We start from the raw sequence: 13,745 nt of genomic DNA on the forward strand, positions 1-13,745 counted from the left end.
CTTTGAAACATGCAAAAACTCAATTTTCCAACATATCAATTTCGTTTCAAAAATACAGAAAATAAAGTCGGCATATTTGCTCCTTTGCGTAAAAAATTTATTTTGCTCACGCCTGAAGAATGGGTAAGACAACATTGTGTTCAATTTTTGATGCAAGAAAAAAAATATCCAAAAGTGCTATTGAATGAAGAAAAAAAAGTAGAGATAAACGGAATGCCAAAACGCTATGACATCTTGGGTTTTAACTCTAACGGAAGCGTTAAGCTTATTGTTGAATGCAAAGCCCCACAAGTACAAATTGAACAAAACACTTTCGACCAGATTGCTCGATACAACTTAAGCCTAAAAGCTGAATATTTAATGCTAACCAATGGCTTGAATCATTACTTTTGCCAAATGGATTACCAAAATAAAAGCTATTATTTCTTAAAAGATTTACCTGAATATTCAGCAAAATGAAAATAGCCATCGTTATTTTAAATTGGAACGGTAAAGCACTGCTCCAAACTTTTCTGCCAAGTGTTGTACAACATTCAGGAAAGTCTGCTCAAATTTATGTGGCAGATAATGCTTCAACAGACGATTCTCTTGTTTATGTTCAAGAACATTTCCCAGATGTTAAATGTATTTCACTTCAAAAAAATTATGGCTACGCTGAAGGTTATAATCTTGCTTTGCAACAAATTAAAGAACCTTATGCTATATTGTTGAATAACGATGTAGCTTTTAAAAGTGATGCTGTAACTCCTATATTGAAAGCTTTTGAAGAAAACCATAAAATAGCTGCAATTCAACCTAAAATTTTAGACTACAAAAATCCAGAATATTTTGAATACGCGGGAGCTGGCGGTGGTTTTATAGATTGGTTTGCTTACCCGTATTGTCGTGGTAGAATTTTTTCGAATATAGAAAAAGATAAAGGTCAGTATAACGATGAAGTTCCTGTTTTTTGGGCAAGTGGAGCTTGTTTAGGAATTCGTGTTTCTGCTTTTTTTGAAGCTGGTGGATTTGACAAAGACTATTTTGCTCACATGGAAGAAATAGATTTGTGTTGGCGATTACAAAATCTAGGTCATACAGTTTATTATACAGGCAAAGCTGAAGTGTTTCATCTAGGTGGCGGAACGCTAGCTAATCAAAATCCTAAGAAAACCTTTTTGAACTTTAGAAACTCACTGTTCAACTTACTAAAAAATGCACCATCTAAAAACATCTACGCTAAATTGGTAACTCGAATGTTGCTTGATGGTGTTGCTGCTTTTTTCTTTTTAGCGAAATTTCAGTTTAGTCACTTTACAGCAGTTTTACAAGCACATTTTAGTTTTTATAGCCAGTTTTCAAAAATGAAAAAGAAACGAAGTATTCCTAAAAATCCACCTAGATACTATGAACGTTTTTCGATTGTACTGGATTCAAAAACCTAATTAAACTGATAATCAAATCAAACTTACTCAGCTGAGCGAAGTTTGCAACTTCGCTTGATCAACAGTAAATAAATTATTCAAAAACTGAGTTTGGTTAAAAGTAACTTATATTCGATGTTAACTCAGCTCAGCGAAGTTTGTAACTTCGCTTCATCAAAAAAAATATTCAAAAAATGGGTTTGATGTAAAGTAACTTACTTTCAATGTTAACTCGTAAATCGAAATGAATCAATAAAATCTTGTGCTTCTCGATCAAAAACACCTAAAAAATAGACATAATATAATATATTGTTTCTTAATATAGCTTTGCCTTTGCCTTTAGCTTTTGGTAAAGCTCTTTTTAATGCAGGTGTAGGTTTGTAAGAGAAAAAAACACCATCAAAAGATTGTAATTTTTTGTCGTTGAAAAAATCAACAGTAAAACCTTTCTTTTGGAAAAAATTATTCACATCATACATCATCAAATCTTTTATTTCTCGCATATCTTTATTTGCAAGAAATTCTTCATCCATAACAAAATACTCTACATTAAAAATTCGTGTTTCACCAATTGTGGTTATTACTGAATGATAATCGGCAACTAAATCTTTTTCTTTATCATTTTTTTTACGGTAAATATAATGAAATGGTTTACTAGGATATTTAGCAACAAATTTTCCCATTCGGGATGCATATTCACCTTCTGTAGTTTTGAAAATATCATTTGTAGGTTGTTCTTGCAGGTTACAACTGCTAAACAATAAAAAAACAACTATTATAAGGAATGGATTTTGAAAAGCAAGTCTCATAATTTTAGTATAATAGGTTGAATTTTATAAACTAAATCCAATTTTTTTCAAATCTTTCCAAAAGTTAGGATAGGATTTTTCAACCACTTCTGGATCTTCAATTTTAAGTGAAGTTTTAGTAGCCAAAGGCGCAAAAGCCATTGCCATTCTATGATCTTGATAAGTCTTCACCAAAACATCAGCGTGCAATTTTTTTGGACTTTTTAAGAACAAACTTTGTTCATCAATTTCAACTTGAGCTCCAAATTTTTCCAATTCGTTTTTTAAAGCTTGCAAACGATCGGTTTCTTTAATTTTTAAGGTATGTAAACCTGTTAATTTGCAATTTATTCCCAAACCTAAACAAGTAACGGCAATGGTTTGCGCCAAGTCAGGTTGTTGAATTAAATTCAATTGTATTGTTTCGGGCAATTGAAAATCTTGTTGTTTTTGAAGCTTTAAAATTCCATTTTTTAAACTTGCTTTTACACCAAAATGCAGATATATTTCTACTAATTTGGCATCACCTTGAAGAGAATTATTTTTAAAATGCTTCAATTCAAGTTCTAGGTCTTCAGCTAAAGCTACCATACTAAAATGATAAGATGCAGAGCTCCAATCAGATTCAATAGTATAGTTTAGTGCTTCAATTTCATTTTTCGGGAAAACTTCAATCAATTGATTTTCAAAAGTATACTTCACTCCTATTTCTTTTAAAAGATCTAAAGTCATTTTTAAATAGGGTAACGAAGTAATTTCGCCTTTCAGTTTCAACTTTAAGCCTTTCGCCAATTTGGGAGCTACAAGTAACAATGCACTGATGTATTGACTACTGACATTGGCACTGAGTTCGATTTCATTTTTTGTTATTTCTTTTCCTTTGATTTGCAAGGGAGGAAAACCTTCTTTCTTTACATATTCTATGTTTGCTCCTAATTTTTGTAAAGCTTCTACTAAGATTTTAAGCGGTCGGTTTTGCATGCGCTCGCTACCAGTTAATAGGACTGATTTCTGTTCAGTAACTGCAAAATACGCCGTTAAAAAGCGCATGGCCGTTCCAGCGTGATGTACATCAATTGTAGATGAATTATTAGCTAATGCCTTTTGCATTACTTCTACATCTTGCGCATCAGAAATATTATTTAATTGAATATTTCCATAAAGTTTTTGCAATAAAAGCAACCGATTGGATTCACTTTTTGAACCCGAAATAGACAAACTGGATGAAATTAGCTCATTAGGTACTGAAAGTTGAATTGACATTAATTTTCGTCTTTTTTTACTTTGCTTCTAAATTTGAAGTAGCTAATTATGAAGCCATAAACAAAACCACTCCCAATGTTGGCTACAAAGAAGCGCAGCAAGTTGTCTGATGCAAATCGTTCTTGGATATATAAGGAAACATCAAAATTGAATTTAATTCCAATATCAACTAAATTATAAACCGCGATAAAGGCGATGGCTAAATATAAAACAGATTTAAGAAAGCCTTTGGTATGCAAGATTTTACTCAACATTACTTTAGTTTTTGGTTATTTTGGTGTCGATCGTGATCGCGTTTGGTTTTTAGATCTAATTTTTTGTCAAACGCGTCTTGTAAGTCAATTCCAGTTTGGTTGGCCAAACATAAAACTACAAAAACAACATCTGCCAATTCTTCCCCAAGGTCTTTATTTTTGTCGCTTTCTTTTTCGCTTTGTTCTCCATAGCGTCTTGCAATAATACGTGCAACTTCTCCTACTTCTTCGGTGAGTTGTGCCATGTTGGTTAACTCGTTAAAATAACGAACACCATGTTTTTTAATCCATTTGTCTACTTCTAATTGCGCGTCTTGAATATTCATAGATTTAAGATTTAACAAGAACTATTTTTTCATCTTCTTTTTCTTGCATTGAAATATAGTAATCTCTAAGGTCTGGATAAAGTTCAGGTGTAATAGTTGGAACTGCAATTTCTTTGGTTACATCTAAGATTAATTTACCACTGTCTACATTTAAGACATAAGTAAATTGAAGTAAACCGTCTGCCATTTTATAAATATTGTTTTCCGGAGTATAATCTACTTCATAATTTTCTGGAAGATTGATCATGATGCGATATGTATATTTTTTTGGATAAGTAAACTCAACAGGATATTCTCTTGTTTTTCGTTTAAAAGGATTTTCGTCAGATTTTAAAAATAGTAGTGGAGAAATGTAAATTTTATTAGCAATTTTCTCAACAAAACCTTCAGATTCACCAAATTTGAAGCTTTGTACCAATGGTTTATTTAAAGCTGAAAGATTATTTTGTGTAAAATCGTGTACATCACTTATTTCAAACTCTTCTTCATAAGTGCTTTTTACTTTATCTTCAGATGTTTCTGTAAAAGCATTTCTAGCATTTAAAGCAAATTGATCAAAATAATAGGCTCTAAATTGTCCTTCAACTTTACCATCTTCGGTTAAAGAAGCCATAACATTAAAACTTGCTTTAGATTGTTGATTAGGTATTAATGGAATGGTTCTGCTTCCATTAGGAGAAATTTCAATTCCTTGCCAGTTCATGGTTCTTGTCGGAATTAAATTTAAACTAGAATATTTGTCAGTTGCGTCTAATAAAAAATAATTTTCACCAACAGTAACTCCAGAAATAATATAATTAAAACCTGTAACTGTAGGAAAAAAAGGAATTCCATTTCCAATGGTACTACAAACCACAGGATGTGCATCTATGCCTTTATATCGTAACATGGCTGTTAACATGATATTTAAATCTGCAGAATTCCCAGAACCTTCTTTATAAACTTTTTTTAAGTTGTCGCTGCAAAACCTTCTACTTTCTTCGTTCCATTCTACTTTGTTTTTTACAAAATTTAAAATTTGATGTACTAACTCAATTTCATCGGTTGTGCCTTCTAAGTATGCATCCAAATCTTCTTCAAAATATTTACCTCGCTCTAGTTCTTTAGAAAATGTTTCAGACTCTCGAAGACTTTCCTCTACATCTTCCCATGTTGTTGCAAAGTATTTAACATCACCTACATCACCTTTTCTGTAAGAGCTTAATTCATAACTTAATGCAGTAAGGTAATTCGATATATTATTTACATGATTTTCGCCTTCAACAGCTTCTAAGTTTTTAGCTTCATGCACTTTATGTGTAATCGTAAAGTTGGTATTTGTTACTCCACCTACTCGACCGTTTAAATTTTCATCTTTTGTTTCTATTTTATTATACCCACGAGTTTGTGAGCGGTAAGTGAGATATTCGGTGGGTATGTACAATTCAAAAACAGAGCTTTTTGTTGGAATGCTTGATTGAAATCCCCAGCGTGGCAAATTTCTAATGTTTGGAGATTCTACTGTGTAAGTAAATTCTATAATTACGCCGTCCTGTATAGATGGAAATGTGAATTTTTTAGCGGATGCATATTCGTTAAGTTCTACGTCAAATATGTCTTTTTTTCTAATTTTATCGTCTTTTACTTTTCCATCTTCTAAATAGTAAGTTCTGGCATCAATTCGTTTAACTCTTTCGCTATAAGATGTAGATTCACCAACATAAAACGGAATTTCAATATTGGCTTCATCGTATCCATCTTTGTTAAAAATTTTAATTCTTCGGGTAACTTCAAAAGAATAAATCCAACCTGAATTTGTAATTGAAAAGGAGATTTCTCCTTTTTCATTTAATACTTCTGCAGCAGCTAAAGAATCGATTTCGCTATGTTCTTTTTCAAGCATTTCTACAGTAATGTCACCAAAATCTTTATTTTGAGCTATACTAAGATTCGAAAAAATTACCAATAAAAAAGCGCTTGCTAAAAATTGATTTATTTTTTTAGTAGTGGAAGCTAATTTTAGTGTTTTCATAATTTTCTATTTGATTTATAAAGTTTACAAAGTCAGAAAAATCTGTCTTTTCATATTCATTATGGTTAAGTTGAAGGTTTCTTCGAACAATAAATACAGCATTGTTTAACTCAAATTGAAGCGAATACTCTCCAAACTTATTCTTTATTACTATGTTTTCAGGCAGCGCATTAAGCTGAAGCTCATCCATATTAAATTGATAAACATCATTATCTACAAAGCCTCTGGATACCACAAATGGGTTTTTACGTTCTCCATCTTCTTTTATTCCAAAGCTCAGTCTGTTAAAAGGAATGGCGTTAAATACTAAGTCGTTTCCGTATTTCTTAAAGTAATTTTGTACATCTACATTAAGTGATTCACTAAATATAATATCTTCCTTATTGTTTATAAAACTATAATCATTGATGTTTAAACGCTTTAAATGCGACCAAATTGAAGAATAATAACGTTCAACTCTACTTGGGTCGGCATTGGCCAAAAAGAAATGCGATTGATATTGCGTACCTTGTGTTTCAATCATTACTTCTGCTTTTAGCATTTCATTTTCAATATCAATGATGGCCTGTGTGCCTTGAAAATTATCATTTTCTATATACGCAGGTGTTTTCAAAATTTTACCACCTTTATTGCCAACAGCCAAAACATTTCGGTTATCCGTAAAGCTGCCAAGAAAGTTAAATGGCATTTTTTGACTGGTGCATTCTAACCAAATATCTTCTTGATTTTCAACAGGGATATTTAAAATAACATGATTTCCCTGCATCGATGCAAAATCCTTTTCTAAATCGCTGATCTCTCTTCCCGATTGCACAACGCAGTAATTCGATTCTATTCCTGCTACTTGCAACAAAGATTTTGTATAATTGGTTAAGCCTTTGCAGTCTCCGTATTTAGAAATATCTACTTCTCCTGCTGGTGAAGGTTTCCAACCGCCAATACCTATTTGTAAACTGATGTAACGCGTATTATCTTGCACATATTGGTAGATGGCTTTAGCTTTTTCTTCTACTGTTTCTAAATCTGAAACTAAATTTTGTACTGCAATAATTGTTGACTCTGGTAACTGGTTGACGTTATTAAGTAAATTTTCGTTTTGCCATTTTCCAAAAGATTCCCAATTAGAAGCTTCTCCCTTAACTCCTTCTAATTCAAACTTAGAAAGAGCAAACATTATTTTTGGTGTAAATGTACTTAAAGATGGACTGTAACTTTCTTTTTGAACGGCTTCAAGGTTTTGAATACTAAATAAGTAAGTATTCCCATAGATGGAATCTTTCACTTTTTCTTTTGCATGCGTATTTTTATGAAACCTTAAAGCTGCATCAGATTCATTAACAATTTTAAAAGATTTTTTTAAGACTGCTTGATTATAACTTGATACGGGAACAAAAGGACGTATAAAAGCGGTATTACTTGTTTGTATTTCGCTAGTGTACACAATTTTAACGGGAAAATCTTTGGGTTCGTAGTCCAGGTACAACACCCTATCGTCAGAATACATAGTGCCACTTGTTACTGCAGAAACATCTTTAAAATCTCTTTTTTTAAATTTTTCTAATTTTTCGCCATTCGTATCGTAAGCAATAGCTTCAATACTTTTAACTTTTGTGTTATCGCTATAAAACTCTACTGCACCAACTCCAGACATCCCTTTTTCATTAAGCACTAGTACTTCCTTCAATTCATCTATTTGCATTTTATTGTAAGCAGAAATAGTAATGTCAATCTTTTGATGTAATACAATAGAATTAGCACCACCCATTAGATTGGTCACTACTGTAGATTGGTTATCATCTTTTTGTGAAAAAGCCATAGCAAACACAAAAAAAAGTAAATAAGTAAGATTTTTCATGAAGTTTTTATATACATCAAAAATAAATATTTTGATTTTCTTAACAAACAAAAGCTTTGTAAATTTAAATAATCTTCAAATCAAAAAGCTTTATTCCTTTTGTTTAGAATCTATAAACAAGGTAACAGGACCATCATTAACCAAACTTACGTTCATCATAGCTCCAAATTGTCCAGTTTCAATTTTAATGGAATAGTTTTCTTTTAGGTGATTAACAAATTGATTGTAAAGAATCTCTGCTTTTTCTGGTTTTGCTGCTTTTATAAAGCTTGGTCTGTTTCCCTTTTTAGTTGAAGCATGAAGCGTAAACTGGCTAACAACTAAAAGTTCTCCATTTACATCTAAACAACTTTTGTTCATCATTGAAGCTTCATCTGAAAATATGCGCATGTTCACTAACTTTCTAGAAAGCCACTCGATATCTTCTTGGGTATCTTCATTTTCAATGCCTAATAAAACCAACAAACCTTGACCAATATTTCCTATTACATCTTGGTCTACTTCTACTTTTGCTTGGCTAACTCGTTGAATAATAATACGCATAAACTATTTTTCTCCGTAAATGTCTGATCGGTATTGTTCGTCTTCGTTGTTGATAATTTGCAAGTAACTTTTGTATCGCGAATAAGCAATTTCATCTTTTTCTAAAGCTTCTTTAACTGCACATTTAGGTTCTTCAATATGTTTGCAATTGTGAAATTTGCAGTCTTGCTTTAAGGCGAAAAACTCTGGAAAATAATCACCTAATTCATTTTCATTGATATCAACCACACCAAAACCACGAATTCCAGGCGTATCGATTAATTGAGCACCAAAGTCTAAATCGTACATTTCTGCAAAAGTTGTGGTATGTTGTCCTTGTTGATGTTGAAGCGAAATAGAAGAAGTTTTTAAATTCAACCCTGGTTGAAGCGCATTGGCTAAAGTAGATTTTCCAACGCCAGAATGACCAGATAAGAGTACTTTTTTTCCTTTCATCAAGGATTTTACTTCATCGATATTTTTTCCAGTTTCTGCTGAAATACCGATGCATTGGTAGCCTATATTCCGGTATAATTCTGCTAAAAATTTCATTTCAGCAAATTCTTCTAAATTGTATGCATCTACCTTATTGAATAGCAAAATTACTGGAATATGATAAGCTTCAGCGGTAACTAAAAACCGATCGATAAATGTGGTAGAAGTTGGCGGATTATTATAAGTAATCATCAAACAGGCCAAATCGATATTAGCTGCTAAAATATGAGTTTGTTTAGATAAATTAACCGATTTCCGAATGATGTAATTTTTACGTTCTTCAATTTCTTGAATTACACCAACTTCTTCGTCTCCCTTGGTTTCTACTTTAAGTACAACAACATCTCCAACGGCAACTGGATTGGTACTTTTTATGCCTTGTATTCTAAATTTACCTTTTATTCGGGAAGGATAAATTTTACCATCTTCTCCTTTTACCGTGTACCAACTGCCCGTTGACTTATAAACAATGCCGCGTTTTTTCAATTTAGTTTATAATTTTAAACAAAGATGCTGTATTTCAAAGAAAAAGTCTTTCTGAATTAGAAAAATCTATCTATTATTTTCGTTAAGTAATTCTGGGAACTTTTGCTTGAAAGCCTTTAACCTTGGGTTTGATACATTTTGGATATACGAATTGTTAGGATGGTGTTTTTTGTAATCTTGATGATAATCTTCTGCAACCCAAAATTTTTCGAATGGCATCACTTCAGCAGCTACAGGCGAATAGGTTTTGGAAAGCGCTTCAATTTTATCTAAAATAATTTGTTTCTGTTCTTCATTTTGATAAAAAATTATCGAGCGATATTGTGAGCCTTTATCTGGTCCTTGACCGTTGACTTGTTCTATATTTTGCGAACCAAAATAAACGTCTACCAAGGTTTTAAAACTAACTTTTTCAGGATTGTAAATTATTTCAACCGCTTCTGCATGACCAGTTGTTCCAGTGTTACTAGCTTCGTAAGTAGGATTTTGGGTATGTCCACCCGCATAACCAGAAATCGATTCTTTTACGCCATACACACTTTCGTAAACGGCTTCTACACACCAGAAACAGCCGCTAGCAAAATAGGCTTTGGCAAGTCCGTTTTGCATAGGAACTTCAACAGGCTCTACATCTTGTTTTTTTAAATTAGGTTGTGAAATTTGCGCTTCCGCACATGAAAAACATACAAAACTTAAACTCAGTAATACAATTAAAGATCTCATTCGTTTTTTGTACAAAATTAAACGCATTACACAAAATGCTAGATGACAATCTGTTAATTATCTATCAAATTTCAAAGAACTGCTAAAATTGATGATTATGAGATTTCAAAAAGAAAGCTATTTTACAAGAAAAACATTTTTTCTAATTAGTTTTATTCCAATTTTTGTTGTTTTACTTTTTACTTGTGCAAATGAAAAAAGAAATCTAAACTAATGAAAAATAAAATTGAAACCCCCACAATAATAGACTTTTGGAGTGGAAATCGTTCGCTAGCCCGACAAGAATATGAACGGGAAATATTATTTGCGCTATTGAAAGTCACCGAAGAAGAATATGGGAAATGCCTGATTAAAGAAAATACAGCAGAATATCCTGGAAAAATGGAATCACTTGCTTTTTCTGAACAAAATCACGATGTGTTAGTTAGCGTCGCTGGAAATAAAAAATTCGAAAACACAAAAGCTATCATAATACCAATTCCTATTCTCAAAAATATTTTAGGCCAACGCGTTTTAATAATTAGAGAAGATGATAAAAAACAATTTGAAAAAATAAAAGAAAGGCAAAGTATACAAGCATTAAGGCTAGGTATTCCTGAAACATGGAGCGATGCTGATATTTTTAGACACAATGAGTTTAATGTTGTAGAAAATGGAAATTTTGATGATATTTTTAAACGACTGCAAAACAAAGAATTTGATTATCTTTCTTTTGGTGCTAATGAAGTTTTAGGTATTTTTAAAAATAAAACAACAAACCTAAAAGGCTTAATGATAGATGATAACATTCTACTTTCCTATAGATTTCCACTGTACTTCTATGTACATCCAGATAAATATAAATTAGCCAAACGCATTGAAATCGGTTTGAAAAAATTACTTTCTTCAGGTGAATTAGACCAGATTTTTGATGCATTTTACGGAAAAATTAAAGAACAACTGCACTTAGATAAACGGAGAACTTTTGTACTTCACAACCCATTATTACCAGAAAAATTTTAAATTGGTCTCAGAATTTGAAATACTAAAACATTCCATTGAATCTTATTTTATTTAAATTTAAGATACAGATAAAATGGATTACCTAAAACAACTATTATGATTTCAATTGGAGCTTGGCAAAGCATTTTAATATTAATTACTTTATTTATTTTTATTTTACCTAGCATTATTGCACTTGTTGATATTCTAAGAAACGAATTTACTAGTAACAATAAACTAGTCTGGGTTTTGGTTGTTTTATTGGGTAATTTTTTAGGAGCAATTTTATATTTTTTTATCGGTCGAAAGCAGAAGTTGTAAACTGCAAATTTTCATTTTGTCTTTTCTGTGCCAATTGAAAAATTCCTTTTTTGGTCAACTGCAAAATACGTGGATAACCACCTGTAGTCTGTGCATCCTTCATCAATACAATTAATTTTCCATCGGGCGTGAGTTGCACCGTTCCAGGAATTACTGGCGAAGTTAAAATCGAATCCAATTCATTTTCAAAAGTTTCTTCTAGTTGAAAAGCCATTCGGTTGTAATTTTTGGAAAGATGAAAAATTGAATTGAATAATTGTTCTTGCTGTTGTGAATTAAGCAGATGAAATTCAGGCCCTTCAAAAACTTCAATCGTAGGATTGCTGAAAAACTCCTTTTTAAATTTTAAATGCGAGTGCGTTTCAGTTGAAGCATTTGCTGTAGTTGAAGCAGCCGAATTCAATTGAAAACGATCCCCTTTTTTCAATTTAGCCTGTTGGGTAATTCCGTTGTAAAAACTACTTGAACCCAAAACAGATTCACTTTCAAAACCACCTTTGCAAGCCAAGTAAAGGTAGTTTCCTTCCATTACTTGTTGAACATGCAAAACATCTCCTTGTTGTACTTTAAAGACTTCATTTAACGAAATGGGGTTTTCGTTCAAAAGGATTTTTGCTTTTAAACCTGAACAAACCAATGTTGCTTTGGTTTCAAATTCCAATTTCGGACCTTGTATAGTAACTTCCAAAACAGTAGCATCTTTCTTATTTTGAAGCAACAAATTAGCAAAACTAGCCGAATAGGAATCCATTACACCCGATTGCGGAATAGCGTATTTAGCCACGCCAAATCGTCCCATATCTTGCAAACTGCTATGCAAACCTGAATGTAAGACTTTAATCATGTGTTTGAATTTGATGTTGATACTTACCTTCTTTAACCTGCTGTTTAATTTCTTGATGGGCTTCTTTTGAAATCGCTTCAAATTGAATTTGGTCGCCCGCTTGAAACTGTGTAGGTGGATTTTGATATACATCAAACAAATCCAAAGGACAATTGCCAATCAATTGCCAACCGCCAGGACTTTCACTTGGATAAACACCCGTTTGTTCTCCACCAATGCCAACACTTCCTTTTGGAATTTGCAATCGTGGAGTTTTTTTTCTGGGAAAATGCAAAGTTTCAGGTAAACCACCCAAATATAAAAAGCCGGGTAAAAAACCGTGGAAATAAATCGTGTATTTGGGTTCGGTATGTAAATTGATGATTTGTTGTTTGGATAGCTTCAACTCCTTAGCTAAAAAATCTAAATCGGGTGCAAATTCATCTGCATAACAAACCGGCAAAACATGTAATTTTGATGAAATAGCAGAACTAATTTCACTTAAATCTATACTTGAGATAATACTTTTAATACGTTCTTTTTCAGTATTTAATTCAATTTTATTTTCATTTAAAAAATGAATACACAAACTCGCATAGGTGTTGGTAACTTCAACTTTTTTATGGTGATATTTCTTTGCTAAAACGGCTTTAATTTTCAACAATTGATGCAAGGATTCAGGCTTGATTTCAGTATCAAATTCCACTAAAATCACATGGCTTCCTAAATTCAAAATACGTTTGATGTTAAGCATTTACTTTTTCAATTTGAATGTGATTTTCCTGTAAAATGGTATTGACCAACTGCAAATTTTTCAAAGCATTGGGCGAGTCGCTATGGAAACAAAGGGTATCAAAATCAAATTTAAACGCTTCTCCTTCCCTACTTTTCACCTTTTGATGCAAGGCTAAATTCAAAACTTGTTCAGCAACCTGTTTACTTTCTGTTAAAACCGCATTGGCTTCACTTCTACTCACTAAGTTTCCGTTATTGTGGTAGGCACGGTCAGCAAAAACTTCAACATGAATTCTATTTTTCGAAATATTCAATTTTGACAATGCTGAATTCGGTGCGGTGTAGAGAATAATTTCTTTGGAAAAATGATTCACCACTTCCAAAAAAAGCTGAGCCATTTCAGAATTCAAAGCCACTTCATGATACAAAGCGCCATGCGGCTTAACATGATGAATCTCAATTTTTAATTCATTTGCTATTTTATAAAAACTAGTTAGTTGTTCATGCAAGCTATTTTTTAATTCAGCTGGATTCATTTGTAAAGTAATCCTTCCAAAATTCTTCAAATCGGGAAATGAAGGATGTGCACCGACTAAAACCGAATGTTTCTGAGCCAACTGCATGGCATTTTTTATGCTTTTATCATCTCCAAAATGACCACCACACGCAATGTTGCAACTAGAAATCAGTGGCATTATTTGGCTATCCAACTTTCCGCCTTCACCTAAATCGCAATTAATGTTGATTGTTTTTTTCATT

16 protein-coding genes are annotated in these 13,745 nt (G+C 32.2%); 4 read left to right on the forward strand and 12 right to left on the reverse strand.

Annotated elements, in window-relative coordinates:
- Positions 1 to 9 precede the first annotated feature (9 nt).
- Positions 10 to 459 (forward strand): type I restriction enzyme HsdR N-terminal domain-containing protein, encoded by a 450-nt coding sequence (locus IEV72_RS04050; RefSeq protein WP_188457814.1) that lies wholly within the window; start codon positions 10 to 12, stop codon positions 457 to 459.
- Positions 456 to 1,424: a glycosyltransferase family 2 protein gene (locus tag IEV72_RS04055; protein WP_188457815.1), complete on the forward strand. Its 969-nt coding sequence runs from the start codon at positions 456 to 458 to the stop codon at positions 1,422 to 1,424. Before IEV72_RS04050 ends, IEV72_RS04055 begins: the two co-directional genes overlap by 4 nt.
- Positions 1,425 to 1,630: 206 nt before the next feature.
- On the opposite strand, the gene IEV72_RS04060 is transcribed toward IEV72_RS04055, so the two are convergent.
- The 9 genes from IEV72_RS04060 to msrA all read right to left on the reverse strand — a co-directional run bounded on the left by IEV72_RS04060 (position 1,631) and on the right by msrA (position 10,126).
- Positions 1,631 to 2,086: a hypothetical protein gene (locus IEV72_RS04060; RefSeq protein ID WP_188457816.1), complete on the reverse strand. Its 456-nt coding sequence runs from the start codon at positions 2,084 to 2,086 to the stop codon at positions 1,631 to 1,633.
- 150 nt (positions 2,087 to 2,236) lie between these two features.
- Positions 2,237 to 3,454 (reverse strand): carboxyvinyltransferase, encoded by a 1,218-nt coding sequence (locus IEV72_RS04065; RefSeq protein WP_188457817.1) that lies wholly within the window; start codon positions 3,452 to 3,454, stop codon positions 2,237 to 2,239.
- Positions 3,454 to 3,708 (reverse strand): hypothetical protein, encoded by a 255-nt coding sequence (locus IEV72_RS04070; protein ID WP_188457818.1) that lies wholly within the window; start codon positions 3,706 to 3,708, stop codon positions 3,454 to 3,456. The genes IEV72_RS04065 and IEV72_RS04070 overlap by 1 nt, the downstream gene beginning before the upstream one ends.
- Entirely contained in the window at positions 3,708 to 4,034 is a 327-nt protein-coding gene (locus IEV72_RS04075) for a nucleotide pyrophosphohydrolase (protein ID WP_188457819.1), read from the reverse strand. Before IEV72_RS04075 ends, IEV72_RS04070 begins: the two co-directional genes overlap by 1 nt.
- A 4-nt stretch (positions 4,035 to 4,038) precedes the next feature.
- A complete protein-coding gene (locus IEV72_RS04080) occupies positions 4,039 to 6,045 on the reverse strand; it encodes a DUF3858 domain-containing protein (RefSeq protein WP_188457820.1) in 2,007 nt (668 codons plus the stop codon).
- Positions 6,014 to 7,900, reverse strand: a complete 1,887-nt coding sequence (locus IEV72_RS04085) for a DUF3858 domain-containing protein (protein ID WP_188457821.1) — start codon at positions 7,898 to 7,900, stop codon at positions 6,014 to 6,016. Before IEV72_RS04085 ends, IEV72_RS04080 begins: the two co-directional genes overlap by 32 nt.
- 90 nt (positions 7,901 to 7,990) lie before the next feature.
- Complete coding sequence (gene dtd / locus IEV72_RS04090) at positions 7,991 to 8,443, reverse strand: D-aminoacyl-tRNA deacylase (protein WP_188457822.1); 453 nt, start codon at positions 8,441 to 8,443, stop codon at positions 7,991 to 7,993.
- Between the two features lie 3 nt (positions 8,444 to 8,446).
- Positions 8,447 to 9,403: a ribosome small subunit-dependent GTPase A gene (gene rsgA / locus IEV72_RS04095; RefSeq protein WP_188457823.1), complete on the reverse strand. Its 957-nt coding sequence runs from the start codon at positions 9,401 to 9,403 to the stop codon at positions 8,447 to 8,449.
- A gap of 66 nt (positions 9,404 to 9,469) precedes the next feature.
- Entirely contained in the window at positions 9,470 to 10,126 is a 657-nt protein-coding gene (gene msrA, locus IEV72_RS04100; RefSeq protein WP_188457824.1) for a peptide-methionine (S)-S-oxide reductase MsrA, read from the reverse strand.
- A 213-nt stretch (positions 10,127 to 10,339) separates the two neighbouring features.
- Between msrA and IEV72_RS04105 the strand changes: the two genes are divergently transcribed.
- Together IEV72_RS04105 and IEV72_RS04110 are read left to right on the forward strand one after the other, a co-directional pair.
- Positions 10,340 to 11,128, forward strand: a complete 789-nt coding sequence (locus IEV72_RS04105; RefSeq protein WP_188457825.1) for a transporter substrate-binding domain-containing protein — start codon at positions 10,340 to 10,342, stop codon at positions 11,126 to 11,128.
- 96 nt (positions 11,129 to 11,224) lie between these two features.
- Positions 11,225 to 11,428: a PLDc N-terminal domain-containing protein gene (locus IEV72_RS04110; protein ID WP_188457826.1), complete on the forward strand. Its 204-nt coding sequence runs from the start codon at positions 11,225 to 11,227 to the stop codon at positions 11,426 to 11,428.
- Here the strand turns inward: IEV72_RS04110 and IEV72_RS04115 are convergent.
- From IEV72_RS04115 to pxpA, 3 genes are read right to left on the reverse strand one after another with little or no spacing between them, the layout of a single operon-like run.
- Positions 11,403 to 12,272 carry a 5-oxoprolinase subunit C family protein gene (locus tag IEV72_RS04115; RefSeq protein WP_188457827.1) on the reverse strand — a complete coding sequence of 290 codons (870 nt, stop codon included), beginning with the start codon at positions 12,270 to 12,272 and terminating at the stop codon, positions 11,403 to 11,405. The two genes, IEV72_RS04110 and IEV72_RS04115, sit on opposite strands and share 26 nt — an antisense overlap.
- The gene (gene pxpB / locus IEV72_RS04120) at positions 12,265 to 13,005 is read right to left on the reverse strand and encodes a 5-oxoprolinase subunit PxpB (protein WP_188457828.1); all 741 of its coding nucleotides are present in this window, start codon (positions 13,003 to 13,005) and stop codon (positions 12,265 to 12,267) included. Before pxpB ends, IEV72_RS04115 begins: the two co-directional genes overlap by 8 nt.
- Positions 12,998 to 13,744: a 5-oxoprolinase subunit PxpA gene (pxpA, locus tag IEV72_RS04125; RefSeq protein ID WP_188457829.1), complete on the reverse strand. Its 747-nt coding sequence runs from the start codon at positions 13,742 to 13,744 to the stop codon at positions 12,998 to 13,000. The genes pxpB and pxpA overlap by 8 nt, the downstream gene beginning before the upstream one ends.
- Between the last annotated feature and the right edge of the window lies 1 nt (position 13,745).

The sequence above is a fragment of the Psychroflexus planctonicus genome, assembly GCF_014640195.1.
Lineage (GTDB): Bacteria > Bacteroidota > Bacteroidia > Flavobacteriales > Flavobacteriaceae > Psychroflexus > Psychroflexus planctonicus.

Coding starts and splice junctions, on each gene's coding strand:
- IEV72_RS04055 (WP_188457815.1), top strand. CDS start 456: ATGAAAATAGCCATCGTTATTTTAAATTGGAACGGTAAAGCACTGCTC.
- pxpA (WP_188457829.1), bottom strand. CDS start 13,744: ATGAAAAAAACAATCAACATTAATTGCGATTTAGGTGAAGGCGGAAAG.
- IEV72_RS04110 (WP_188457826.1), top strand. CDS start 11,225: ATGATTTCAATTGGAGCTTGGCAAAGCATTTTAATATTAATTACTTTA.
- msrA (WP_188457824.1), bottom strand. CDS start 10,126: ATGAGATCTTTAATTGTATTACTGAGTTTAAGTTTTGTATGTTTTTCA.
- IEV72_RS04075 (WP_188457819.1), bottom strand. CDS start 4,034: ATGAATATTCAAGACGCGCAATTAGAAGTAGACAAATGGATTAAAAAA.
- IEV72_RS04105 (WP_188457825.1), top strand. CDS start 10,340: ATGAAAAATAAAATTGAAACCCCCACAATAATAGACTTTTGGAGTGGA.
- IEV72_RS04085 (WP_188457821.1), bottom strand. CDS start 7,900: ATGAAAAATCTTACTTATTTACTTTTTTTTGTGTTTGCTATGGCTTTT.
- IEV72_RS04070 (WP_188457818.1), bottom strand. CDS start 3,708: ATGTTGAGTAAAATCTTGCATACCAAAGGCTTTCTTAAATCTGTTTTA.
- IEV72_RS04060 (WP_188457816.1), bottom strand. CDS start 2,086: ATGGGAAAATTTGTTGCTAAATATCCTAGTAAACCATTTCATTATATT.
- IEV72_RS04065 (WP_188457817.1), bottom strand. CDS start 3,454: ATGTCAATTCAACTTTCAGTACCTAATGAGCTAATTTCATCCAGTTTG.
- IEV72_RS04080 (WP_188457820.1), bottom strand. CDS start 6,045: ATGAAAACACTAAAATTAGCTTCCACTACTAAAAAAATAAATCAATTT.
- pxpB (WP_188457828.1), bottom strand. CDS start 13,005: ATGCTTAACATCAAACGTATTTTGAATTTAGGAAGCCATGTGATTTTA.
- IEV72_RS04050 (WP_188457814.1), top strand. CDS start 10: ATGCAAAAACTCAATTTTCCAACATATCAATTTCGTTTCAAAAATACA.
- dtd (WP_188457822.1), bottom strand. CDS start 8,443: ATGCGTATTATTATTCAACGAGTTAGCCAAGCAAAAGTAGAAGTAGAC.
- IEV72_RS04115 (WP_188457827.1), bottom strand. CDS start 12,272: ATGATTAAAGTCTTACATTCAGGTTTGCATAGCAGTTTGCAAGATATG.